This window comes from Methylomonas sp. MED-D, from assembly GCF_050276835.1.
In the GTDB taxonomy this organism is placed as follows: Bacteria; Pseudomonadota; Gammaproteobacteria; order Methylococcales; family Methylomonadaceae; genus Methylomonas; species Methylomonas koyamae_A.
In genome coordinates this window covers 303,980-328,201 of record NZ_CP189965.1, presented here as the reverse complement: position 1 = coordinate 328,201, position 24,222 = coordinate 303,980, and the positions used below count along the sequence as shown (strand labels likewise).

Genomic DNA, 24,222 nt, shown 5'->3' with positions numbered 1-24,222 from the left:
CTACCTACATCGATTTCCCTATTCTCTAAAAATCCGACAATCCTGTGATAGAAAAACTTAGAAACATCGCCATCATCGCTCACGTTGACCATGGCAAAACCACCCTCGTCGATCAATTGCTGCAACAATCCGGCACCTTCGACGCCCACGAAAAAGTCGACGAACGCGTGATGGACTCCAACGCGCTGGAAAAAGAACGCGGAATCACCATTCTGGCGAAGAATACCGCGATCGACTGGAACGGCTATCACATCAACATCGTCGACACACCGGGCCACGCCGATTTCGGCGGCGAAGTGGAGCGGGTGCTGTCCATGGTCGATTGCGTATTGTTGCTGGTCGACGCCGTGGACGGCCCTATGCCGCAAACCCGCTTCGTGACTCAGAAAGCCTTCGCCCTGGGCTTGAAACCCATCGTCGTCATCAACAAAGTCGACCGCCCCGGCGCCCGCCCGGACTGGGTCATCGACCAAACTTTCGATTTGTTCGACCGGCTCGGCGCCACCGACGAACAATTGGATTTCCCGATCGTCTATGCCTCGGCGCTGAAAGGTTACGCGGGTCTGGAACTGGAAAGCACCGTCGAGGGCGGCGACATGACCCCGCTGTTCCAAACCATCGTCGACAAGGTGAGTCCGCCGCCGGTCAATATCGACGGCCCGTTCCAAATGCAAGTCATCAGCCTGGACTACAACAGCTATGTCGGCGTGATCGGCATCGGCCGCATCCAGCGCGGCAGCGTCAAAACCAACCAACCGCTGACCTTGATCAACCGAGAAGGCGCCACCCGCAACGGCCGAATGCTGCAAATCTTCGGTTTCAAGGGGCTGGAACGTATCGAAGTGCCGCAAGCGCAAGCCGGCGACATCATCGCGTTCACCGGTATCGACAAACTGGAAATTTCAGACACGTTATGTCAGCAGGACGCGGTCGAAGCCTTGCCGCCGCTGAAAGTCGACGAACCGACCGTCAGCATGACGTTCCAGGTCAACAACTCGCCGTTCGCCGGCAAGGAAGGCAAGTTCGTCACGTCGCGGCAAATACGCGATCGGTTGCACAAGGAATTGCAGCACAACGTCGCATTGCGCGTCGAGGACACCAGCGATCCGGACAAATTTAAAGTGTCCGGCCGAGGCGAATTGCATTTGTCGATTTTGATCGAAAACATGCGTCGCGAAGGCTTCGAATTAGGCGTGTCGCGTCCTGAAGTGATTTTCAAGGAAGAAGACGGCGTCACCACCGAACCGTTCGAAATGGTCACCATCGAAGTGGAAGACGAACATCAGGGCGCGATCATGGAAAAACTCGGCGAGCGCAAGGGCGATTTGCTGAACATGGTCCCGGACGGCAAGGGCCGTATCCGCCTGGAATATATGGTACCGTCGCGCGGCCTGATCGGTTTCCAGACCGAGTTCATGACCGCCACCTCCGGCTCCGGCTTGTTCTACCATGTCTTCGACCATTACGGCCCGGTCAAACCCGGCACCTTCGGTGTGCGCAAGCGCGGCGTATTGGTCTCGATGGTTCAAGGCAAGGCTTTGGCCTACGCGCTGTTCGCCCTTCAAGAACGCGGCGAATTGTTCATCGTGCATGCCGACGAAGTCTACGAAGGCATGCTGGTTGGCATTCATTCGCGCGCCAACGATTTGGTTGTGAACCCGACCAAGGCCAAACAGCTCACCAACATCCGCGCGGCCGGCACCGACGAAAACCTGATCCTGACCCGCATCCAAAAAATGACGCTGGAACAGGCCTTGGAATTCATCGACGAGGACGAACTGGTCGAAGTCACGCCGCAATCGATACGCCTGCGTAAAAAGCTGCTATCCGAGAACGACCGCAAACGCGCCTCGCGTTCAGCTGAATAAACCAGCACGCGCAAACCTGAAAATCGCCGGTTTCTCGCTTCGAGGCCGGCGATCTGATCGAGTGGTCCGGAACCCCGCTATTGCCGGACCGGCGAATCCACGACCCGCCACGCCGTCTTGCCGCACTCAGTCAATCCAGCCAAACAGCATCATCGACAAAAATCGGCACGCGCCAACCGGTATTGCCGCACGCGTTGAACCTCGGTTTATTGCAGCACAAACTTCAAACCGATCACGAGCAACAAGGTTGCCAGGGCCGGACGGAGAAATTGCTCCGGAATCTTCGCGCTCAAGTGGCTACCCAGCCAGATACCCGGCAGAGAACCCGCCAACAAGCTCAACAGCAATTGCAAATCGAAGTTTCCGAGACTCAAGTGCCCAAGCCCGGCCACTGCGGTCAATGGAATCGCATGGGCCAGATCGGTGCCGACAATTTTCAGCGTCGTCATTCTCGGATATAGAAATAGCAGCGCGACGGTACCCAGCGCACCGGCTCCCACCGACGACAGGGTCACCAACACGCCCAATATCGCGCCGGTCAACACCGTTGCAAATCGCTCCCAACTCGGCGAAAACCGGCCACTGTTATCCTGATTGCTATGCTCGTCGTCGATTTCTTCTTTCGCCGAATGACGTAGCATCCAGCTACGAACCAGCAACGCGCAGGCCGTCAGCAACAAAGCCACGCCCAACGTGAAAGTAATCATACCGGTGGTTTCCTTACCGACCGCCATCAGATTTTTCAGCACGTAAAGCGTCATACCCGCGAACGGCAAGCTACCCAGCGCGAGCCAACCGACGATGCGCCAATCCACGGACTTGTGCTTACCGTGATGAACAAAAACGCCGGCGGTTTTGGTAATCGCCGCGTATAACAGATCGGTACCGACCGCGACGGCTGGTTTGAAACCGAAAAGGAACACCAACAACGGCGTCATCAAAGAGCCGCCGCCGACGCCGGTCACGCCCACCAGCAAACCGACTACAAAACCCGACAGCGTATACATTAAATTCATAATTTCCGGCCTTCTATTTCGTTAATTCAGATAAGCGCGGACATTATGCCAGTGTTACCGGTCGGCATTTTAATGATAAAAATGAATACTATTATGCCTTTTTCAGATACAAAAACCCGCAGCCTCGATTGCCACCATCACTTTGGCAATCCAGCCAAGTCGCCGGCGGACTCCAAGGTCGCACGCTCCACCTTTTACAACCGCGAGCGCGGTACTTAGCGAAATAGCGATTTCCGGTAAAGATATAAATGCACGCCTAAATTGGCGACGAACAGGTAGCCCGTCGCCGCATGCCAGTGCCGCCAGCGTTTTCGGCGCACCGTAGTAAGTGCCAGCGAGGCCGCCAGACTCCCCAACATGGCGATTTTGTTGTAACGGTTAATGCGCTTCTTGGTCAACAGCGGCGGCGTTAACGTGTCGCCCAACACCTTGTCGACGGCGGCATCGAGATGAGTTTCCAGCACCGCCATGTCTATATCGCCGGGATCGAAACTCACGACGACACTGCCGGTGCGTGGATTGGCTTGCCATTGGGTAATCGCCGTGATGTTTGCCAACTCCCGGCTAAGTTGAGTTTGTCGAGCCGGGTCCCGCAAGCCTTTGTCGCGTATTCTGATTCGTCCAGGCAACGAAGATACAATTCTGCTCATGCAATCGGTTTATCATTGAAAATTGAAAGGATCGCCGCACACGGAGATGCGACGACTAATCGCTCGCTTCCGGCATTTCGACTCGAAACCAGGCGGCATATAGGGCTGGCAAAAACAATAGGGTCAGCAACGTGGCCACAGTGAGCCCGCCCATGATGGCGACCGCCATGGGGCCGAAAAACGCGCTGCGCGTCAGCGGAATCATCGCCAATATCGCCGCCGCCGCCGTCAACACGATAGGGCGAAAACGCCGCACCGTGGAATCGACGATGGCATCGAAATCGGCACGGCCGGCCGCTTTATCCTGATCGATTTGATCGACCAGGATTACCGAATTACGCATGATCATGCCCGACAACGCGATCGTGCCCAACATCGCCACAAAGCCGAACGGCTGATGAAACAGCAACAAGAACAGTGTCACGCCTATCATGCCAAGCGGCGCGGTCAATACGACCAACGCGACTCGGGAAAAACTTTGCAACTGAATCATCAACACCGTCAAGACGCTGATGACGAACAGCGGCATACCGGCAGCCACCGACTCGCCGCCTTTCGCCGACTCCTCGACCGCGCCGCCGGTTTCCAAGCGATACCCGACCGGCAGCTTACGTTTGAATTCGGCCAGATCGGCCTCGATCCGGGCCGAAACCATCGGCGCCTGGATGTCGCCGTACAGATTCGCCCGCACCGTCACGGTCGGAATCCGATTCCGGCGCCAGATCACGCCCTCCTCAAAGCCGTATTCCAGAATCGCGATTTGCGACAGCGGCACGCTATGCCCGCTCCTGGTAGGCAACATCAGATGTTGCAATAGCGATAAATGCTGGCGCTCAACCTTGGTGCCGCGAATCAGCAAATCGATGCGCTCGATGTCCTCGCGAAACTCGGTGACGTACAATCCCTGCAAAGCGCCGTTGATCAGATTGGCAATGTCGTTGGAGCCAATGCCGAGCAGACGAGCCTTGGATTGATCGACATCGACCCTGACGACTTTGACCGGTTCCTCCCAGTCCAATTGCACATTGGACAAATAAGGGGTGGCGCGCATCGTATCGGCCACCTGTCGAGCCAGACGGCGCAATTCGCTCAAATCCGGTCCGGATACCCGAAACTGCACCGGAAAACCGACCGGCGGGCCGTTTTCCAAACGCAGAACGCTGCCCCGCAAATTGGGGAAATCCTGTTCGAACAATTGAATCAAGCGAAGCCGCAGCGCCTCGCGTTCCGCGGGTCCCTGAGTCAAAACCACGAATTGGGCAAAATTGCGCTGCGGTAACTGTTGATCCAACGGCAGATAAAAGCGCGGACTGCCGTTGCCCACATAGGCCACGTAGTTTTCGATGCCGGATTGCCGGCTCAACCAATCTTCCAGTTTTTTCACCTCGGCTTCGGTCGCCGCGTAAGATACGCCTTCGGCCAAACGTAGATCCACGACGAGTTCGGGCCGGGTCGAATCCGGAAAAAATTGTTGTTGCACGAATTTAAAACCGACGATCGCCCCGACGAACATTGCCAACGTAATCGTAATCACCAACCAACGATGCGAGACGCAGCCGGCCACCAACCCGCGAAACCGGCGATAAAAAGGCGTCTGGTACAAATCGTCGTGACCGGTCGCCTCGCTGCCGATTCCCGCGCGCGCCAACCAGCGGGCAAACACCGACGGTCGGGCGTGGCGATCTCGGTAATTCGGCAGTAGCCGAAATCCCAAATAAGGCACAAACACCACCGCAGCGACCCAAGACACCAACAACGCAATCACCACCACCTGGAAAATCGAGCGGGTGTATTCGCCGGTCGAAGATTCGGCGGTGGCGATCGGCAAAAAACCGGCGGCGGTGACCAAGGTACCGCTGAGCATCGGCATCGCGGTCGAGGTATAGGCAAAGGCCGCCGCCCTGGTACGCTCCCAGCCCTGCTCCATTTTCGAAGCCATCATTTCGACCGCGATGATGGCATCGTCCACTAGCAAGCCGAGCGCCAAAATCAACGCGCCCAACGAAATCTTATGCAAACCGACGCCGAACAAATGCATGAGCCAAAAGGTGATCGCCAATACCACCGGTATGCTAATGGCCACGACGATGCCGGTACGTAATCCCAGCGACATCAAGCTAACCGCCAACACGATCACGACCGCTTCCGCCAGCGATTTGACGAATTCGTTGACCGATCGCTGCACGGCTTTAGGTTGAGACGAAACCGGATGCAGTTCCAGACCGACCGGCAACTGGCTTTGAATTTGGGTGACCGCGGCGTCCAGAGCCTTGCCCAGCCGAATGATGTCGCCGCCGTCACGCATGGCGACACCGAGCAATAAGGATTCTTGACCGTTAAAACGCACCTTGTCCTTGGGCGGATCTTCGTAGCCCCTGCCGACTGTCGCGACATCGCCGAGGCGAAATTCCTGATTGTTAACCCGGAGTCTCACATCCCGCAAGGCCTCCACCTGGTCGTAGCGACCGGATACGGCGATCCGGACGTGCTCGTCGGGCGAGTCGAAACTGCCGCTGCCGGTGACCAGATTTTGGGCCTGTAGGGTCTGCAGCATGCTGACCACATCGATACCCATCGTCGCCAACTTGGCATTCGACAAATCGACGTAGATACGCTGTTTTTGCTCGCCGAAAAAATCCACCTTGACGACGTCCGGCACCCGCAACAATTCGGCGCGTACCGTTTCGGCGTGCCGTTTCAATTCGGCGTAGTCGTAACCCGGCCCTGTCAACGCGTATAAATTGCCGTAGACATCGCCGAATTCGTCGTTAAAGGTTGGCCCTTCGACGCCGTCGGGCAGGGTATAGCGAATATCGCCGACCTTTTTCCGCGCCTGATAAAAAATATTGGGGACTTCGCTGGGCGGCGTCGAATCGAGGGCCGACAGAAATATCAATGATTCGCCGGCTCGCGAGTAGCTGCGCAAGGTATCCAGCCACGGCACTTCCTGGAGTTTTTTCTCGAGTTTATCGGTGACCTGCCGCTCGACCTCTTCCGCGCTAGCTCCAGGCCAACCGGTTCTTATCACCATGATCTTGAACGTAAACGGCGGGTCCTCGGATTGCCCCAGCTTGGTATAAGACGCCATCCCGACCAACGTCATTACCAGCATCGCGTACAGTACCAGCGCCGGGTGGCGCAAGGCCCACTCGGACAGGTTGAATCCCTTCATGGCCGACTCCGCGACGGCACCGCTCTGACGATCTGGCCCGGCACCAAGGTCTGAACACCCGCCGCGACGACTTGCTCCCCACTTTGCAAACCCTCTAGGATCAGCACGCCATCCTCACGGTAATCGCCGGCCCGCACCGGTCTGGGCCGCACTTCGCCATTGGCTGGATTGACGACCCAAACCACCGTCCGTCCGTCCCGCTCGGTCAACGCCGGCGTCGGCAGCAAATAGGCGGCGGTATCTTGCCGATAAAAACGCACCCCGGCCGTCATGCCCAAGCGTACCGCCGCATCGGGATTCTGAAGCGCCACCCGCACCTGGAAGGTGCGGGTGGCGCTATCGGCGGCCGGCGCCACCTCCCTGACCCGGCCCTGATACGTCACCCCCGGATACGCCCATAAGCGGACTTCAGCCGGCGTATCGACCGCAATTCCAGCCATCCGCGACTCGGGTACCGCGATCGCTACCTCCTTGGCTTCGGCCACCGCGATCCGAACGATGGGTTCGCCAGCCGCGACAACCTGCCCCGGCTCGGCGCGGATCTCGGTCACCACGCCGTCGCGTTCGGCCAATAGATGGGTATAGCGCGACTGATTGCCGGTCACGGCGGCCTGAGCGCGTGCCTGCTTGGCGCGGGCGGCGGCGGCCTTGTACTGGGCTTCCTGAATATCCAAGGCCTGATTGGAGATAAACTTGCGGGCGTACAATTGCCGCTGCCGGTCCAATTCGGCCTGCGCCAGCGCCAGATCGGCTTCGGCGGCCCGCACTTCGGCCTGGGCGGCCTGAGTGGACAAGCCGGTATCGACCGCATCCAACTTCGCCAACATCTGACCGGCCACGACCACGGCGCCGACGTCGACGTTGCGTTCGATAATCTTGCCGGCGATCCTGAAACCCTGCACACTTTCGTATCGCGAACGAACCTCGCCGACCAGCGTGGTCGGCGCTTCGGCAGTGCGTTCCCCCACCGTCGTCACCAATGCCGGCCTGGGCGGCGGCGGCGGCGGCACCGGTTGCTCGCAGCCGATCAACATCAGCAGCGGCAACATCGCAAACAAAAACTTCATTGAATTTCCTCGAGAGGTGAAATGGCGTTGGACGGGATACGGCTTCAAGCGGAAGCGGCCATGGCCTGCAAGATGGTTTCCAGCGGCACCAACGAAATTTCGGCGCTGAACAACAAGGCGTTGTCCGCGCGAAATAGCCCGTAACATTCGTAATCCAGCGGCGTGGCGCGCAGATCGCCGAAATCGTGTTCGGCGCAATTGGCGGCCGGTTTGATCAGAATATGTAAAGCGTCGTTACTGCGTAATTCGGCCAACAGCCGCCGGTCGATGCTGATTTTGTGAGAGGTGTACACCATCGGATTACGCTCGAAGTCGTGCTGCCATTTCAACGCTTTTTCCAATAAGGCACTGGACAACAGCGCGCAAGGAAACAACTCCGGAAAACCGACGACATCCTGAATTTCGTCGATGTATTCCGATTGATCCCGCAATGAGCCGCACAGAAAATTCTTGGCATTGCTGTTCATCATGAACTTGCGTTTCAGGAAATAGCCGTTCGGCAGAAAGCAGCGATCCGGCTGGATCCGCATCTCGCCAATGCCGAGCAAATCCGGCTTGCCCGTCACCAACGGCCGGGTGGTTTCCTTTTTAAAGCCCATCAACGCCAGGCCGCCATCGGCCTTGACCGCGATCCGGTTGCTCAGTACCGGCTCGGGTTCGAGTTTGAATTGCGACTGTTTGATCTCGACCGCCACGTGTTGACCCGGCTTGACCGCGTTGGCGAAAGTAAACTGGTAATTGCTGAAATGCAGACCGTGCTCGGCAATCAACCGCTCTTCACCCAGCTCGCGGCGGAAATCCGCCACTTTGCCCTCGACCAGCGATTCCAACTGAAACCCCATCACGATCGGGCCGGCGAACGGATTCCGACTGATCCGACCCCACTTCTTACTGTCGTGAAACAGGTTGAAGTCGTCGGTGGAGTTGCGGGCGACGTCGATATGCAGCTTGCTGAAAATTTCCGAATTCATGACATCCTTGGGTTCGAGTTGGCAACGATGACTAAGCGCCGACATGCTAGCACCGATCACATCGCCGGAAAATTGGCCGGAATTGTCGCCGATCAAATCGCCTGCACGATTCCGCTAGTCGCGATCCATGGCATCGGTACATGCGAAATCCGCGACAAGGGTACCGACGCAAGTCAAGTCGGACAGGGTAAGTTTAGCGCGAGACGCGACTCTCGTTTGTCGTTGCCGTTATTCCTCGAGGCAGCACACCTTGTTACGCCCGGTTTGCTTGGCTTGGTATAGCGCTTGGTCCGCCAGATTCAGCAAGGTATCGATGTTGACGCTGGATTCGCGCAACGTAGCGATACCGATGGACACGGTGAACCGTAACGGCAACCCCGACGCCAGCGCAATTTTGCTGGCGGCGACGATGACCCGCAAGCGGTCGGCCACTTCGACCGCTTTTTGCAAACCGGTTTCAGGCAACAACACCGCAAATTCCTCGCCGCCCAAGCGGCCGGGAATGTCTATTTCGCGGAGCGTCTCGATGAAGATTTGCCCCATTTTCTGCAAAACCCTATCCCCGATCGCGTGGCCGTAAGTATCGTTAATGGCCTTGAAGCGATCGATATCCAGCATCAACACCGACAAGTGGTTGCCGTAACGCTGTACCCTGGCCAGTTCCAGTTCGGCCTGCTCCATGAAGTACCGCCGATTGGCGATACCGGTCAGATAATCCAGATGAGCCTGTCGTTCCAATTGTTCCAGCAAATGTCGGCGATCGGTGATGTCCTGTACTTGCGACACGAAGTACAAAATCCGGTCTTCGCCGTCCCGAACCGCCGAAACGCTCAGCAAAATCCAAATCAGCCGGCCGTCCTTATGAAAATAACGTTTTTCCATCTGATAGCCGGTACCGTCACCGTCCAACAGCGCTTGAACTTGACTCAAATCGCTTTGTAAATCGTCGGGATGGGTGATGTCTTGAAAAGTCAGACCCAGCAATTCCGCCTCGCTGTAACCGACGATCTTGCACAACGCGGCGTTGACTTGCATGAAACGGCCATCCGGTAAAACCAACGCCATGCCGATGGCGGCGGCGTCGAAGGTGGAGCGGAAGCGGGCATCCAGTTCCTGACGCACGGTTTCGCGCTCGCGAAGTTCGGTCACATCGTCGTAAATCGCCACCAATTCGCCGCTGGGCAATTGGTAAACGTAGTTGTCGCGCCAGCCGTCGACTCGTCCGTCCCGGTAATGCGCGGATGGAAACGCCTCGGCCCGACCGGTCGCGGCGACCCGGCGCAATACCGCCGCCAAACCGAATTCGGCGGCGCCCGGAAACACCTGACTCAACGGGCGGCCTATCACTTGGTCACGCTGAATCTTGTCAATTGCCTCGGCCGCTTTGTTAAAGGCCAGAAACACGAAATCGCTGGCTTGATCGTCAATCGGCAAATACACGGCAACACCGCTGCTCATGTTTTCGAATAAGGCCTGCAAGCGCGCCTCGCTATCCGTCAATGCCTGCTTCTCGCGCTGCAACTGACTATTGCGTTCGTGCAACTCCAGGGTACGTTCCTCGACTTTTTCAGCCAGCCGCTGACTTAACGTCACTAATTCCTCGGCGGTCTGCCGCTGGCGCAAGCGATCCAGTCCGTATGCGCCGAGAATTTGCGCCAGATCGGCGTACATGCGGGTGATTTTCTCCAAACGCTCTCGAGGCACCACCGGAATCTTGGCGATGGCACGCAAATACGCTTCTTCATCGAATTTCAGATTCTGTGCTCGCTCCCGGAAATAATCGGAGTCGGGCGGCTCGGTAAAACACTGGCCGGTAAAAATATTCGCGACATGATAACCGTCGACGATAATCGGCATCGCGCAGTCCACCAAACCGTTCAGGCAAGCGTAAATCGCAAACGCCTCTCCCTTCAGCAAACTGGCGGCCAATACCGTATCGCTGTCCAAACAATTGCCGCGAGTGCGGGGATCGACGCGATGATAGAGCGCGCAGGCGTCTTGCCAACCGGAGTGGGTGATAACGATGCCGTCGGTATCGATGACGGCGTTGGCGATGCCAATCAGCTCGCATAACCCGTCCATCAATGTCTGCAAACTCGCGACATCGACAAGATCGGCAAATTTTAGATTGGCAACGGCCATGGCAAAGCACCAGGAGTCGTGGATTTCGGACCGAGACCAATGCTGTGCGCGGTCCGGGGCGGAGTATCTTACTCCCGCGGTGACGCCAAAGAAAAAAAATCGCCCGGCGGGAACCGGACCGAATCAGGACAGGGCTTTGGCCGCCGCTCAAGCGAATCCTAGGCCACTTTACGGTCATAAACGCGCCGCCCCAACACGGCATCCCTGACGGATTCCGCCAGCATGGTCAGACGGTAGGTGCCGGCTTCGCTAACCTTAAGCTCGCCCAAGACGGCAGCCAAATGCGCCATCGCTACGTCGTAATGCGCGTCGTCCGGATGGAATTTCATCAAACACCGATGCGCCGGACATAACAAGTTGTTCGCGCGTGCTTCCTCCGCGCGGACGACGTCCGGCAAAGGCACGAAATTATGACCGGCCGACGTCCTGGGCTTGGAACTGTCGCGTCCGAAAGCCACCGCGAAATAAGCATCCAACAGCTTGGACGCGTCTAAGTCGCTGGATAAGGCCACGTTCAAATAGGCCTTTAGTGCCTTGGCGTGTTCGGCAACCGGGCGATTGTTGAAAAATCGGTTGATCCGATAATCGTCGAGCATCTTTTCGCAAACGCGATCGACGATAGCGCCGACAAGCACGGCGTCGGAGAATTCGGAACGGGCGGAAGGCAGTCCGGAAACCACGGTAGTTGTCATAATCGTCTCCTGGCGGATTGTTGACATAAACCAGTGTTCCCGCGCCTTGCGGATTGTCAAACCATCCCGCGACGCGCTTTCGAAATGCTGCTTTCCAACGCCGCGCGCTGCTCGGCGATGCTGCCGCACAGCCGAAACTGCGCTAGGGCGCGCCGCAAGTTGTGCAACGGATCGCTCACCTTGAAATAGCGACTGCCGTCCAGATAATCGCTGAAAAATCGCAAACCCAGCTCGAACGGAATCAACCAGATGGCCGCATACAGGCTTTCGTCGGCGGCGGCATCGATAAGATCGCCGCAGACTGTCAAATAACCGCCGAGAACGCGCCGCGCGGTGGACAGATCGAAACGGTCGCCGTCCGTATGACAACAAGATCGCAAACAATCGCCGATGTCGTAGTGCGGCAGGCCGGGTTTGACGGTATCCAGGTCGATCAGGCCGATAATGCTTTCGCTACCGGGCCGGAACAGAAAATTATTGAGTTTAGGGTCGCCGTGGATCACTCGCTCGACCAGCTCGCCGCGCTGTTTGGCTTGCTCCAGCACCGGAATAGCGGCGGCGTGGCGCTCGATATAAGCAACGCATTCACCAAAGTCGGCATCGGCGGCCACCCGTAACGGCTGCTCGAGGCGTTGCAGATACGTCTGGTAATAGGTCGGCGTAATGTGAAAGCCCGGCAAGGTATCGTGCAGCGCTTCGCCCGGCAAATCGGCACACAAGCGGTGAAACCGGGCCAGCGCCTCGCCGACGGCCGTGGCTTCGGCCGGACGGCTGAGCGCCTCTCGGCTTTCCGACGGACCGAGGTATTCGAGCGCTCGCCAATATTGGCCCCGATCGTCGATTAGAACGTCGGCGCCGTTCGCGCCGGTCAACAAGCCCGGTACTTGCAAGCCGCTAGTTTCGGCGCACCGTGCGGCGTGAGCCGTCAGGCACCGCAAGTTGGCCATCACCCAATCGGGCCGAACGAACACCTCGGAATTCAAGCGCTGCAGCACGAACCGCCCGGTTGCGGTTGCCGCCGCGTAAGTATCGTTGATCAGACCGTTACCGAGCGGTTCGACGGCCAACACCGACTGCCCGCCGGCAAAATGCTCGGCGATGCCGCGTAGGCTATTCACAAGCCGCCGAGTCGGCGGCGCAGCTCTTGCAGAGCCTGGCCGCGATGGCTGACGGCATTTTTTTGCTCGGGCGCCAGTTGCGCCGAAGAACTTGCGAAGGTCTCCACCCAAAACAACGGATCGTAGCCAAAGCCGTTGCCGCCGAGCGGTTCGCGTAGGATACGCCCTTCCCAAACGCCCTGAGCGACGATCGGGGTCGGATCGTCGGCATGACGCATGAACACCATTACGCAGACAAAGCGGGCCGTGCGCTGGTGGTCGGGCACAGCCGACAGAGCATCGAGCAACTTGGCGTTGTTGTCGCTATCCGACGCAGCCGCGCCGGCGTAGCGGGCCGACAGCACACCGGGCGCGCCGCCCAGCGCATCGACGACCAAGCCGGAGTCATCGGCGATGGCCGGCAACCCGCAATGCCGCGCGGCATTGCGCGCCTTGATGATGGCATTTTCGACGAAGGTCGAACCGGTTTCCTCCGGCTCGACGACCTGAAATTGCGATTGCGGCAGAATCAAATCGTTTTGCAAAATCGCCTGAATTTCCTGAATCTTGCCGGCATTACCACTGGCCAGCACGATGGAACTCATGCGGCGGCCGGCGTCTTGGCGGCTTGCAATGCCGCTGCTTGCTTGTCCAGTAACTCGCGTATGCCGAGTTCGGCCAGCTCCAGCATCGCATTCAGTTCGTCCTTGCGGAACGCATGCCCCTCGGCGGTGCCCTGAATTTCAATGAAAGCACCGGCATCGTTCATCACAACGTTCATGTCGGTTTCGGCCTGACTATCCTCGGCATAATCCAAATCCAGTACCGGCACGCCGCCGTAGATTCCGACCGAAACCGAGGCCACTTGGCCGTGCAGCGGATTTTTCTTGATTCGTTGGGTTTTCAGCATATGTTCGATGGCGATGGACAAGGCCACGAAGCCGCCGGTAATCGAGGCGGTGCGCGTGCCGCCGTCGGCCTGCAACACATCGCAATCGATGGTGATCGTGTTTTCGCCCAAGGCTTTCAGGTCGATAGCGGCACGCAGCGACCGGCCGATCAGGCGTTGAATTTCCAGGGTACGCCCGCCCTGCTTGCCGCGACCGGCTTCGCGCTCCATCCGGCTGTGCGTGGAACGCGGCAACATACCGTATTCGGCGGTGATCCAGCCCTCGCCCTTGCCCTTCAGAAAGCGCGGCACGCTAGTGTCGACGCTGGCGGTACACAAGACCCGAGTATCCCCGAACTCCACCAACACCGAACCTTCCGCGTGTTTGGTGTAATTGCAGGTAAAGCGTATTTCTCTCAGTTGCTCGGGGGTGCGTCCGCTGGGTCTCATCTGGATCTGCCTTGTCGTAAAATGGCGAGATTATACGCGCTGCTACCGAAGATTTCTTAGCGCCGCCCGGGCAGCCGAAGGTAGCCGGCCAACATTCCCGAGCCGAGTCTGTGATAATAGCCGCCTGTCGAATCGCTCAACGCCCTGTCCCGTTCATGCAACGCATCCATTATTACTACGCCGGCCTGGCCGGATTTTTCGGCCTGTTTTTGTTATTGATGGCCTGGCCCACGCTGCTGGCGCCGCCCAAGCACATTCCGACGGCACTGGTATTGTTGGTCAGCGCCGGTCCATTGCTGTTGCCGATGCGCGGCTTGTTAAACCGCGACCTGAAAAGCTGCACCTGGATGAGCTACCTGAGTTTGCCGTACTTCGTGCACGGCATTATCGAAGCCTATGTCGATCCGGCTAGCCGGACCTATGCACTGACCGAGGTCGGCTTCAGCCTGTTACTGTGTTTCGGCGCGGGGCTTTACGTGTATAAAGCCGAGAAAATCAGAGGCTAGCCGCGATGCAAGTGCCGCTTCAGTTCGAATTCCAGAGCCATCAGACCTTCGCGAGCTATTACGCCGGCCAGAACGCCGAAATCGTCGGACAACTGCAAAGCTTGGCGGCACCGAACGGGGAACAGCAATTGTATATCTGGGGCGATACCGGCAGCGGCAAGAGCCATCTACTGCAGGCATGTTGCCAACACGCCAAGGCGATCGGCATGGACCCATTTTACCTGTGCCTGACCGCGGAGCCTCTGCCGCCGCCTGCCGTACTGGAAGGCCTGGAAGACATGGCACTGGTTTGTCTGGATGACCTGCCGGTTTTAGCCGGGCGCGCCGATTGGCAGCAAGCTTTATTCAATTTTTACAACCGCCACCGCCAAAACGGACACAAATTGGTGTTGGCGGCCGATTGTCCACCCAAGTTCCTGCCTTACGAGCTACTGGATTTGAAAACCCGAATGGGTTGGGGACTGACGCTAAAAATCCAGAGTTTGCGCGACGATCAATTAATCGCGGCGTTAAATCACAAAGCGCATTTTCTGGGTTTCGACATTCCGGCATCGGTCGGACGGTTTTTACTGAGCCACTACGTCCACGATTTGCCGGCACTTTGGTTGTTATTGGACAAAATCGACCAAGCGACGCTAGCGGCGAAGCGCAAACTGACCGTGCCGTTCCTGAAACAAATTTTGGCGGGTGAGCTATGAGCAATAAAGTATTGGTGGTGGGCAGCGGCGCGATCGGCGGCTTTTACGGCGCCTTACTGGCCAAGGCCGGTGCCGACGTGACGATGACCTGCCGCTCGGATTTCGAGACCGTCAAGCGGCGCGGCTTCCGAATTGACAGCCGGGAGCTGGGCAGTTGGCGGTTTTTTCCGCGGCGCCTGGTGCAACGCGCCGGCGAATACGGCGGCGAGCCGGATTTCCTGCTGCTGTGTACCAAGGTCAAACCCGATTTGGACCGGGCCGAATTGATTCGCGACGCGGTTGGCCCAAATACCGCGATCGTCTTCATTCAAAACGGCATCGACATCGAAGCGGAGTTGCAGGCCGCGTTTCCCGATAACGAACTGATCAGCGGCCTGGCCTTCGTTTGCTGTAACCGGATCGCACCGGGCGAAATTCAACATCTGGCCTACGGCCGGCTGCTGTTAGGCAATATGCCGAGCGGAGTCTCGGACAAAACCCGCCGCTTGGCGGACCTGTACCGGACCAGCGGCATTGAGGCCGAAACTTGCGAAGACATCGTCGGCGGCCGTTGGCAAAAATGCGTCTGGAACGCGCCGTTCAACCCGCTGTCGGTACTGTCCGGCGGATTGGCGACTCAGACCATCCTGCAGAATCAGGAATCACTGGTCAGACGTATCATGACGGAAGTCCAAGCCATCGCCGAAGCCGCCGGCCATCCGCTGCCTGCCGACATTATCGAGCGAAATATCGCGATGACTCGAAGCATGCCGCCCTACAAAACCAGTATGTTGCTGGATTTCGAAACCGGCCAGAGTATGGAAACCGAGGCGATACTCGGCAATACTGTCCGCGCCGCCGAACGTTTGGGTTTGGATGTGCCTTGCCTGCAATCCTTATATGCGTTGATGCGCTTACGGGAACAACAGTCGGCGACGGGCCTGGGCGGAAAACACCCGTTACACAATTGACATTCCGTTTTTACCGATTTTTCGGTTAGAATGTGAAGATTTTCATTGACCTTGTCTTTGAAGAAGCCGCTCGCTGACTTCCAAGTTGCTTGGAAAGTGGAGTCCGGCCGCATACTTCGCTAGAACAGCAGCTATGTGACCCACTAAAACCGTGGCAATGGTGCTGGGGTTAAAGAATTTTTATGTCCATTTTTAGAGTATAACCATGACTGATCTATCGCTTTATAGAAACATCGGGATCTTCGCTCACGTCGATGCCGGTAAAACCACCACGACCGAGCGGATTTTGAAGCTGACCGGAAAAATCCACAAAATCGGCGAAGTACACGACGGTGCGGCGACCACAGACTTCATGGTGCAAGAGCAAGAACGCGGCATCACCATTCAATCGGCCGCGACCACCTGTATGTGGCCGGGTAGTACCAACCAATTTCCGCCGCACCGCTTCAACATCATCGACACCCCGGGCCACGTCGACTTTACGATCGAAGTGTATCGTTCGCTGAAAGTGTTGGACGGCGGTATCGGCGTATTCTGCGGCTCCGGCGGCGTTGAACCGCAATCGGAAACCAACTGGCGCTATGCGAACGACTCCAAAGTCGCTCGCGTTATCTATGTCAACAAACTGGACCGTTTGGGCGCGAACTTCTACCGCGTCGTCAAACAAGTCGAGGACGTACTAGGCGCCAAACCAGTGGTTATGACCCTGCCGATCGGCGAGGAAGAAAACTTTGTCGGCGTGATCGACTTATTGACCCGCAAAGCCTGGATTTGGGATAACTCCGGCGACCCGTTGAAATATGAAATCCAAGACGTGCCGGCCGATATGGTCGAGCAAGTCGAAGAATGGCGCGCCAAACTGATCGACCAAGTCGCCGATCAAGACGACGACATCATGGAAAAATATCTGGAAGGCGAAGAGCCGACCATCGAAGAAATCAAAAAGTGTATCCGCAAGGGCACCATCGCGATGGATTTCTTCCCAACCTTTTGCGGCTCTTCGTTCAAAAACAAAGGCGTGCAATTGGTATTGGACGGCGTCGTCGAATACCTGCCGAACCCGACCGAAGTCAATCCGCAACCGGAAACCGACATCGAAGGCGTTCCGACCGGCGAACACGCGATCGTCGACCCCGAGCGCCCATTCCGCGGCCTGGTGTTCAAAATCATGGACGACCGTTTCGGTGCGCTGAACTTCGTACGTATTTACTCCGGCAAGCTGAAAAAAGGCGACACGGTCCTGAACACCTACACAGGCAAAACCGAGCGGGTCGGCCGGATGGTGGAAATGCACGCCGACGACCGTAACGAAATCGAAACCGCGCAAGCCGGCGACATCGTCGCGCTGATCGGTTTGAAAAGCGTGCAAACCGGTCACACCTTGTGCGATCCTGACAAACCGGCCACATTGGAGCCGATGGTATTCCCTGACCCCGTTATCTCGATTGCGATTTCGCCAAAAGACAAGGGCAGCAACGAAAAAATGGGTATCGCGATCGGCAAAATGGTCGCCGAAGACCCGTCATTCCGCGTCGAAACCGACCAGGAATCCGGCGAAACCATCATCAAAGGCATGGGCGAGCTGCACTTGGATATTAAAGTGGACATCCTGAAACGGACCCACGGTGTCGAAGTGAACGTCGGTAAACCACAGGTGGCTTACCGCGAAACCATCACCAAACGTATCGAAGACGAATACGTCCACAAAAAACAATCCGGCGGTTCAGGCCAATACGCGAAAATCAACTACATCATCGAACCCGGCGAACCCGGCAGCGGCTTCCAATTCGAATCCTCGGTTGTCGGCGGTAACGTACCTCGCGAATACTGGCCAGCCGTCGAAAAAGGTTTCAAAGCCAGTATCGAGAAAGGTGTATTGGCGGGCTTCCCTTGCTTGGACTTCAAAGTCAACCTGACCGACGGTGCGTTCCACGCGGTTGACTCGTCATCCATCGCGTTCGAAATCGCCGCCCGCGCCGCGTATCGTCAATCGATTCCGAAAGCCGGTCCGCAATTGCTGGAACCGATCATGAAAGTCGACGTGTTCACACCGGAAGCACACGTGGGCGACGTGATCGGCGACTTGAACCGCCGCCGCGGCATGATCAAATCCCAAGATCCAGGCGTCACCGGCGTTCGCATCAAAGCGGACGTACCGCTGAGCGACATGTTCGGTTACATCGGCGACTTGCGGACGATGACCTCCGGTCGCGGCCAATTCTCGATGGAATTCTCGCATTACATCGCCTGCCCGAAAAACGTGGCCGACGAAGTGATCAAGGAAGTCAACGAACGCAACAAAAACAAAGACAAGTAAACAGTGGGGCTGCCCCGAGACCGCAAGGTCTCCGAGCAGCCTTTTTTGCGATTTGGCCGCCTGTCTTTCAGGCGTCTCTTTAACGATAAAGCTTGCGCGATGTACGTCAGCTTAATCCCGCACCCCACTTTGGGAGAACACTATGGCATTTGTAATTACCGAAAACTGCATCAAATGCAAATATACCGATTGCGTCGACGTATGCCCTGTCGACTGCTTTCACGAAGGACCCAATTTTCTGGTTATCGATCCGGACGAATGCATCGATTGCACGCTGTGCGAACCGGAATGCCCGGCCGGTGCGATTCACGCCGAAGATGAGCTGCCGGAAGGCCAAGAGCACTTCGCGGCGTTGAACGCCGAATTGGCCAAAACCTGGCCGTTGATCACAGAAGTCAAGGACGCGATGCCGGACGCCGACGAATGGAACGGCAAGCCGGACAAATTTAAATTGCTGGAAAAATAATCCGTTACGGGATACAGGGAGCGCCGCGACATCGCTGGCGCTCCCCGCCAACAACGTAGGCTAACGCTTTAAAGCATCAAATCTCGCCTTTCTCGACGACCGGCATGATCCAATAATGGATACCCGAGCCGGCGAACTCCGCCTTTAAGCGCTCCAAAAGCGCGGAAATCACAATTTTTTCCGAGTAAATCTGAAAACTGGTATTTCTGGGCTCTGCTTCGTCATGCTCGCTGGGCAGCTTGACGATTTTGTGACTGGCCGCGTCCCCGTTCAAGCACATGGTTTCGAACTCGTCCAAACACTCCATCACCGCCGCTTCCATATCGCCGGGCACGACAAACGAAATCGAAAACTGCTGATGCTGTAGCGTGTTGACAAAGTCGTCCTCGCTATTGAATCGATCCGACGCATTTTTGACGACTTGCAGAAATTTGCCGCGCCGCCGGTCTCCCTTGCGTTTTTCGACAAATTCGTTATCGGCTCGCTGATGCTGCCGGGGATCGTTATACCAACTGCGATGGTAATAAGGTCTAACGACCACCATCCGGCCGTTGAAGCGCCGGTTTTTCAAACCCTTGATGACCCGCTGCACGGTCAACTCCGAATCCAGCGTCACCAAGCCGTGATACTCCATGGAACCAAAGCGACTGTCTTGCAGTGCCAGAATCTGCACGTCCACTATCCGGCCCGGCTTCAGGAAAAAGCCGCTTTTCAAGGCAGGACTAATGAATTCGGTAATTTCAGAGTGTCTGGTGTTGGCCGGAATTCTTCTCAGAAATATGTTCATCGGTTCGCTTGCAAAGTGACAGGGTCGGTTTTTTAAACATACGAGACAACTGTAGCATTCCGTACTGAATTCTGCATACCTCGCGGTCAGATTTTTCCGCGCTCCAATGCCGGCAACAACCAATACTTTAAGCCGGCGCCCGCGAAGTCCGCTTTTAGCTTAGTCAATAACCCGGAAATGTTGGTTTTTTCGATAAAAATTTGAAAGCGGACCTTGCGCCGATAACCGCTGACCTGCTCGGCCAGCGACAGGCCCTGGTCGTCCGCGTCGTGGATATTCGCCGGCATACAGGAAAAACTTTGCCGCCACGCCAACGCCAATAAAAAGTCCACGAATTGCTCCTCCAAATCCGGCGGAACGTCGACCATTAGCAGATAAGCCTCATGATTCATTCAGCGGTCTCCTCGCCGCGCCCGTAAGCACGATACAGTATTGGCAACAAAATCAGCGTGAGTAGCGTCGACGACACCAGCCCTCCGGTGACCACGATGGCCAAGGGCCGTTGCACTTCCGAGCCAGGCCCCGAGGCGAACAATAGCGGAATCAAGCCGAACGCGGCGATACTAGCCGTCATTAGCACCGGACGCAGCCTACGGCAAGAACCGACAATCACGACGCGCGACAATTCCATACCGGTCGCGCATAGCTGATTAAAGTAACTGACCATCACCACGCCATTCAATACCGCGATACCGAGCAGCGCGATAAAACCCACCGAGGCCGGCACCGACAAATATTCCCCGGATAACCACAGTCCGAACACGCCGCCCACCATCGCCAACGGAATGTTAGACAACACCAGCAAGGCTTGCCGCACCGAACCGAAGGTCGAAAACAGTAATAGGAAGATCAAGCCAAGCGCCAACGGGATCACCAAACCGAGCCGGGCTGCGGCGCGTTGTTGGTTCTCGAACTGACCGCCGAATTCGACGTGAAAACCGGTCGGTAGTCGGACACGTTCCGCGACCGTCTTGCGAGCCTCTTCGACGAAACCGACCAGATCGCGCTCTTCGACATTGCAGCGAATCACGACAAAGCGCTGGCCTTTTTCCCGGTCTATCGATACCACGCCTTCTACCGCTTCGATTTTCGCTACCGCCGAAATCGGAATGTGGCTGCCGCTCGGCAGCGTGATTTGCAAATTATCGAAATTCGCGGTGTTGCTGGCGCCGCGCAGTAACAGAGGTGTGCGCTTGACGCCTTCTTGAACGATACCGAGCTGCAAACCTTCTATCTGCGCTCTGAGCAGATTCTCGATACCTTCGGCATCCAAACCGTAACGACCGGCGGCCGACCGGTCGATTTTCAATTGCAGAAATTGCATGCCTTCGTTCTTGCGAGTGAAGACGTCGCTGGCGCCGGGTATTGTCTTCAATACCGCTTCGATTTCCTCCGCCTTATGATTCAACACATTCAGATCGCTGCCGAACAGCTTGATCGCCACGTCGCCGCGCGTACCGGTCAACATCTCGGAAACCCGCATTTCGATGGGCTGGGTAAAGCCGAACGCAATACCCGGCGTGTGCGGCATGACCTTGCGGATTTCCTCGATCAGCGCTTCCTTGGTATGCATCCGCCATTCGGCTTTCGGTTTCAGAATTAAAAAGGTATCCGTGTCGTTGAGGCTCATCGGATCCAAACCCAATTCGTCGGTGCCGACCCTGGACACCACGTGAGCCACTTCCGGAACATGCTCGAGAATGTTTTTCTGCACCCGCACATCCAGCGCCACCGAATCCGCCAACGTAATCGACGGCAATTTTTCGAGTTGCACGATAATGTCGCCTTCGTCCATCGTCGGTATGAAAGTGCTGCCGATTCGACTGAAAACCAGTAGCGTTGTCAGCAGCAATCCTCCCGCAACGATAAACACCGTTTTGGCGTTCGCCAAACACCACGCCAACACCGGCTGATACAAAGCCAGTAATTTACGCGGCAACCAAGGCTCTTCGTGCGACACATTCTTCAACAGAAACGAGGCCAACACCGGAATCACCGTCAGCGACAACAACAAGGAACCGCTCAGCGCGAACACGATCGTCATCGCGACCGGGCCGAACAATTTGCCTTCCAGCCCTTGCAGCGTCAACAACGGCAAAAATACGATGACAATGATCAGGATGCCCGACGTCACCGGCGCGGCGACTTCCCGGGTCGCCCGATAAATCAGGTGCAGGCGCGGCAAACGCTCGGCTTTACGATGGTCGGCGAGTTGGGTAATGATGTTTTCGACAACCACGACGGCACCGTCCACCAGCATGCCGATCGCAATCGCCAAGCCGCCCAGACTCATTAGATTGGCCGACATGCCGAAGGCCTGCATCAGGATAAACGTTATCAGCGCCGCCATCGGCAGTGCCAAGGCCACGGTTACAGCGGCCCGCAAATCGCCCAGAAACACAATCAGCAGAATCACGACCAGGACGATCGCTTCGAGCAGCGCCTGGGATACGGTCGCAACCGCCTTGCCGACCAACACGCCCCGGTTGTAAAACACATTGATCCTGACGCCTTCAGGCAAACTGGGCTGCAATTGCCCCAATTTCTCCTCTAGCAGCGCGATGGTCTGCCGAGCATTGGCGCCGCGTAAGCCCAGCACCACCGCGGTGACCGCCTCGCCGACCCCATCCTTGCTGACCGCGCCGTAACGAGTCAGCGCGCCTATCCTGATTTCGGCGACGTCTTCGATTTTGACCGGCAGACCGTCGCGCTCGGCGACCACGATCGTCGCGATGTCGTGCTCGTCGCGAATCCGGCCTTCCGCACGGACGATCAGTGCCTCCTCGCCCTCGGTCAAGCGCCCCGCGCCATCGTTGGCATTGTTTTTCTTCAAGGCCGCGCTGAGTTGTGCGATGTCGATATGGCGTGCCGCCATTCGAATGTTGTCCGGCACCACTTCGAAACTGCGAACCTCGCCGCCCAAGGCGTTGACATCCGCCACGCCCTTAACGGTCCGCAAGGCCGGCCGTATCGTCCAATCGAGCAGCTCGCGGCGCTGCATCAGAGTCAAATCGCCGCCTTCGATCGCGAACATGAACATCTCGCCGAGCGGCGTCGTCATTGGCGCGATACCGCCCTGAACCCCTTCCGGCAAGTTGCCCCAAATCCCGTTCAGCCGCTCCGCCACCTGTTGCCGCGCCCAATAAATATCGGTGCCTTCCTCGAAATCGAGCGTAATATCGGTGATCGCGTACTTGGCTAGCGAGCGCAGCATGACTTGGTGGGGAATGCCCAGCAACTCGACTTCGACGGGCGCGGTAATTCTGGCTTCGACCTCTTCCGGTGTCATGCCGTTGGCCTTGACGATAATTTTGACCTGAGTTGGCGACACCTCTGGAAACGCGTCGATCGGGATATTGGTGAACGCGTAATAGCCGCCGCCGGTCAGCAACGCGACCGCCAGCATGACCAACAGGCGCTGGATCAGCGCAAAGCGGATCAAGCCGGCCATTATTCGTCGCCCCCTAAACCCAACCAGTTAGCCTTCAACGCCACCGCGCCCTTGACGGCTATTTGCTCGTTACCGGTCAACGGGCCGTTAACCAAAGTCACATCGGCTTGTTTACCAGCCACGCTGACCTCGGTCACCGCGAAGCCTTCGGCATTGCGCACGAATACATAACTATGGCCTTCGTTTTGCGCCAACGCGGTATTCGGTACCCGGAAACCGGTCTGACCACCACCCAGCAGTTTGACGTTGACGCTTTGACCGACGCGTAAGCCCTCGGCCTTGCCATCGAGCACGGCCCGGGCGGCGACGGTTTGGTTATCTCGGTTGACGCTTTGGCCCAGCAAAGCAACGCGGGCGACGATACCGCTATCTTCGACGCCGACGCTGTCGCCAATCTTGACCTGCCCCATCCGTTCTTGCGGAATATTGATTTCCAGCCACAATTGCGAGAGATCGGCGACCCGGAACAGCGGCGTCTGCATATCCAATCGACTGCCCAACACCACCAGCCGTTCCAATACCACGCCATCCAGCGGAGAGCGGATCGCCAGTTGGTTATTCAAGCGCTTGGTTTTCGCCAGTTGCTTAATTTCGCCAACCGACATGCCCGCAAGCTCGAGCAATTGTCTGGTTTCATCGGCCTTGGCCGATTTGCTGCCATGCAACACTTCGGTTTCTTGCAAACGCCGTTCGGCGATCACGCCTTCCTGCAACAACTTTTGGTCGCGCCCTTGCTCGATATCGGCCAAATTATGCTCGCTACCGGCCGTCAAATAAGCCTGTTGCAAACCAACCAACTCCGGGCTGTTCAACGTGGCCAGCACCTGGCCCTTGACCACCCGATCGCCGATATTGACGTGAATTTTAGTGACCAGACCCGCCACGCTGCTGGCGACCAGCGCTTCGCGATCGGCCGGCACAGTCACGCGCGCCGGCGCGTAAAACAGCGGGATGTCCGAGCCGGCGGCAAGAGGCGCCACTCGCACATCCAGATTGTCGATTTGCTGTTGGGACATGCGAATTTGCGAGAGTT

General features: G+C 57.1%; 20 protein-coding genes. 6 read left to right on the top strand and 14 right to left on the bottom strand.

What is annotated here, in order from left to right; genetic code table 11:
* Positions 1-44: 44 nt before the first annotated feature.
* Complete coding sequence (typA, locus tag ACQE3E_RS01445) at positions 45-1,868, top strand: translational GTPase TypA (protein ID WP_064029024.1); 1,824 nt, start codon at positions 45-47, stop codon at positions 1,866-1,868.
* A gap of 206 nt (positions 1,869-2,074) precedes the next feature.
* On the opposite strand, the gene ACQE3E_RS01440 is transcribed toward typA, so the two are convergent.
* The 10 genes from ACQE3E_RS01440 to rph form a co-directional block, all read right to left on the bottom strand.
* Positions 2,075-2,884: a sulfite exporter TauE/SafE family protein gene (locus tag ACQE3E_RS01440; protein WP_064029022.1), complete on the bottom strand. Its 810-nt coding sequence runs from the start codon at positions 2,882-2,884 to the stop codon at positions 2,075-2,077.
* A gap of 215 nt (positions 2,885-3,099) precedes the next feature.
* A complete protein-coding gene (locus ACQE3E_RS01435) occupies positions 3,100-3,534 on the bottom strand; it encodes an HMA2 domain-containing protein (RefSeq protein ID WP_313729281.1) in 435 nt (144 codons plus the stop codon).
* Between the two features lie 55 nt (positions 3,535-3,589).
* Positions 3,590-6,706 (bottom strand): efflux RND transporter permease subunit, encoded by a 3,117-nt coding sequence (locus ACQE3E_RS01430; protein ID WP_071160274.1) that lies wholly within the window; start codon positions 6,704-6,706, stop codon positions 3,590-3,592.
* Positions 6,703-7,773, bottom strand: coding sequence for an efflux RND transporter periplasmic adaptor subunit (locus ACQE3E_RS01425; protein ID WP_064025301.1), 1,071 nt, complete (start codon positions 7,771-7,773; stop codon positions 6,703-6,705). Before ACQE3E_RS01425 ends, ACQE3E_RS01430 begins: the two co-directional genes overlap by 4 nt.
* Before the next feature lie 44 nt (positions 7,774-7,817).
* Positions 7,818-8,744, bottom strand: a complete 927-nt coding sequence (locus ACQE3E_RS01420; protein WP_427501175.1) for a hypothetical protein — start codon at positions 8,742-8,744, stop codon at positions 7,818-7,820.
* A gap of 228 nt (positions 8,745-8,972) precedes the next feature.
* Entirely contained in the window at positions 8,973-10,886 is a 1,914-nt protein-coding gene (locus ACQE3E_RS01415) for a diguanylate cyclase (protein ID WP_427501174.1), read from the bottom strand.
* A 158-nt stretch (positions 10,887-11,044) separates the two neighbouring features.
* On the bottom strand, positions 11,045-11,578 hold the full coding sequence (locus ACQE3E_RS01410; RefSeq protein WP_427501173.1) for a hypothetical protein: 534 nt from the start codon (positions 11,576-11,578) through the stop codon (positions 11,045-11,047).
* Positions 11,579-11,634: 56 nt separating this feature from the next.
* Positions 11,635-12,696, bottom strand: coding sequence for a phosphotransferase enzyme family protein (locus ACQE3E_RS01405; RefSeq protein ID WP_427501172.1), 1,062 nt, complete (start codon positions 12,694-12,696; stop codon positions 11,635-11,637).
* Positions 12,693-13,280 carry an RdgB/HAM1 family non-canonical purine NTP pyrophosphatase gene (gene rdgB, locus ACQE3E_RS01400; protein ID WP_427501171.1) on the bottom strand — a complete coding sequence of 196 codons (588 nt, stop codon included), beginning with the start codon at positions 13,278-13,280 and terminating at the stop codon, positions 12,693-12,695. The genes ACQE3E_RS01405 and rdgB overlap by 4 nt, the downstream gene beginning before the upstream one ends.
* A complete protein-coding gene (gene rph, locus ACQE3E_RS01395) occupies positions 13,277-14,014 on the bottom strand; it encodes a ribonuclease PH (RefSeq protein ID WP_064025309.1) in 738 nt (245 codons plus the stop codon). The genes rdgB and rph overlap by 4 nt, the downstream gene beginning before the upstream one ends.
* Positions 14,015-14,169: 155 nt before the next feature.
* On the opposite strand from rph, the gene ACQE3E_RS01390 reads away from it, so the two are divergent.
* The 5 genes from ACQE3E_RS01390 to fdxA all read left to right on the top strand — a co-directional run bounded on the left by ACQE3E_RS01390 (position 14,170) and on the right by fdxA (position 18,951).
* Entirely contained in the window at positions 14,170-14,520 is a 351-nt protein-coding gene (locus ACQE3E_RS01390; RefSeq protein ID WP_427501170.1) for a DUF2069 domain-containing protein, read from the top strand.
* A 5-nt stretch (positions 14,521-14,525) separates the two neighbouring features.
* The gene (gene hda / locus ACQE3E_RS01385) at positions 14,526-15,218 is read left to right on the top strand and encodes a DnaA regulatory inactivator Hda (RefSeq protein ID WP_427501169.1); all 693 of its coding nucleotides are present in this window, start codon (positions 14,526-14,528) and stop codon (positions 15,216-15,218) included.
* Entirely contained in the window at positions 15,215-16,168 is a 954-nt protein-coding gene (locus ACQE3E_RS01380) for a ketopantoate reductase family protein (RefSeq protein WP_427501168.1), read from the top strand. Before hda ends, ACQE3E_RS01380 begins: the two co-directional genes overlap by 4 nt.
* Positions 16,169-16,373: 205 nt before the next feature.
* Complete coding sequence (gene fusA, locus ACQE3E_RS01375; RefSeq protein ID WP_071160258.1) at positions 16,374-18,485, top strand: elongation factor G; 2,112 nt, start codon at positions 16,374-16,376, stop codon at positions 18,483-18,485.
* A 142-nt stretch (positions 18,486-18,627) separates the two neighbouring features.
* Positions 18,628-18,951, top strand: coding sequence for a ferredoxin FdxA (gene fdxA / locus ACQE3E_RS01370; protein ID WP_064025319.1), 324 nt, complete (start codon positions 18,628-18,630; stop codon positions 18,949-18,951).
* 76 nt (positions 18,952-19,027) lie between these two features.
* Here the strand turns inward: fdxA and ACQE3E_RS01365 are convergent, their stop codons facing one another.
* From ACQE3E_RS01365 to ACQE3E_RS01350, 4 genes are all read right to left on the bottom strand, one after another.
* Positions 19,028-19,738: a DUF3240 family protein gene (locus ACQE3E_RS01365; RefSeq protein WP_427501167.1), complete on the bottom strand. Its 711-nt coding sequence runs from the start codon at positions 19,736-19,738 to the stop codon at positions 19,028-19,030.
* Between the two features lie 86 nt (positions 19,739-19,824).
* Positions 19,825-20,130, bottom strand: a complete 306-nt coding sequence (locus ACQE3E_RS01360) for a DUF3240 family protein (protein ID WP_064025324.1) — start codon at positions 20,128-20,130, stop codon at positions 19,825-19,827.
* Complete coding sequence (locus tag ACQE3E_RS01355) at positions 20,127-23,189, bottom strand: efflux RND transporter permease subunit (protein WP_427501166.1); 3,063 nt, start codon at positions 23,187-23,189, stop codon at positions 20,127-20,129. Before ACQE3E_RS01355 ends, ACQE3E_RS01360 begins: the two co-directional genes overlap by 4 nt.
* Entirely contained in the window at positions 23,189-24,205 is a 1,017-nt protein-coding gene (locus ACQE3E_RS01350) for an efflux RND transporter periplasmic adaptor subunit (protein WP_427501165.1), read from the bottom strand. The genes ACQE3E_RS01355 and ACQE3E_RS01350 overlap by 1 nt, the downstream gene beginning before the upstream one ends.
* Between the last annotated feature and the right edge of the window lie 17 nt (positions 24,206-24,222).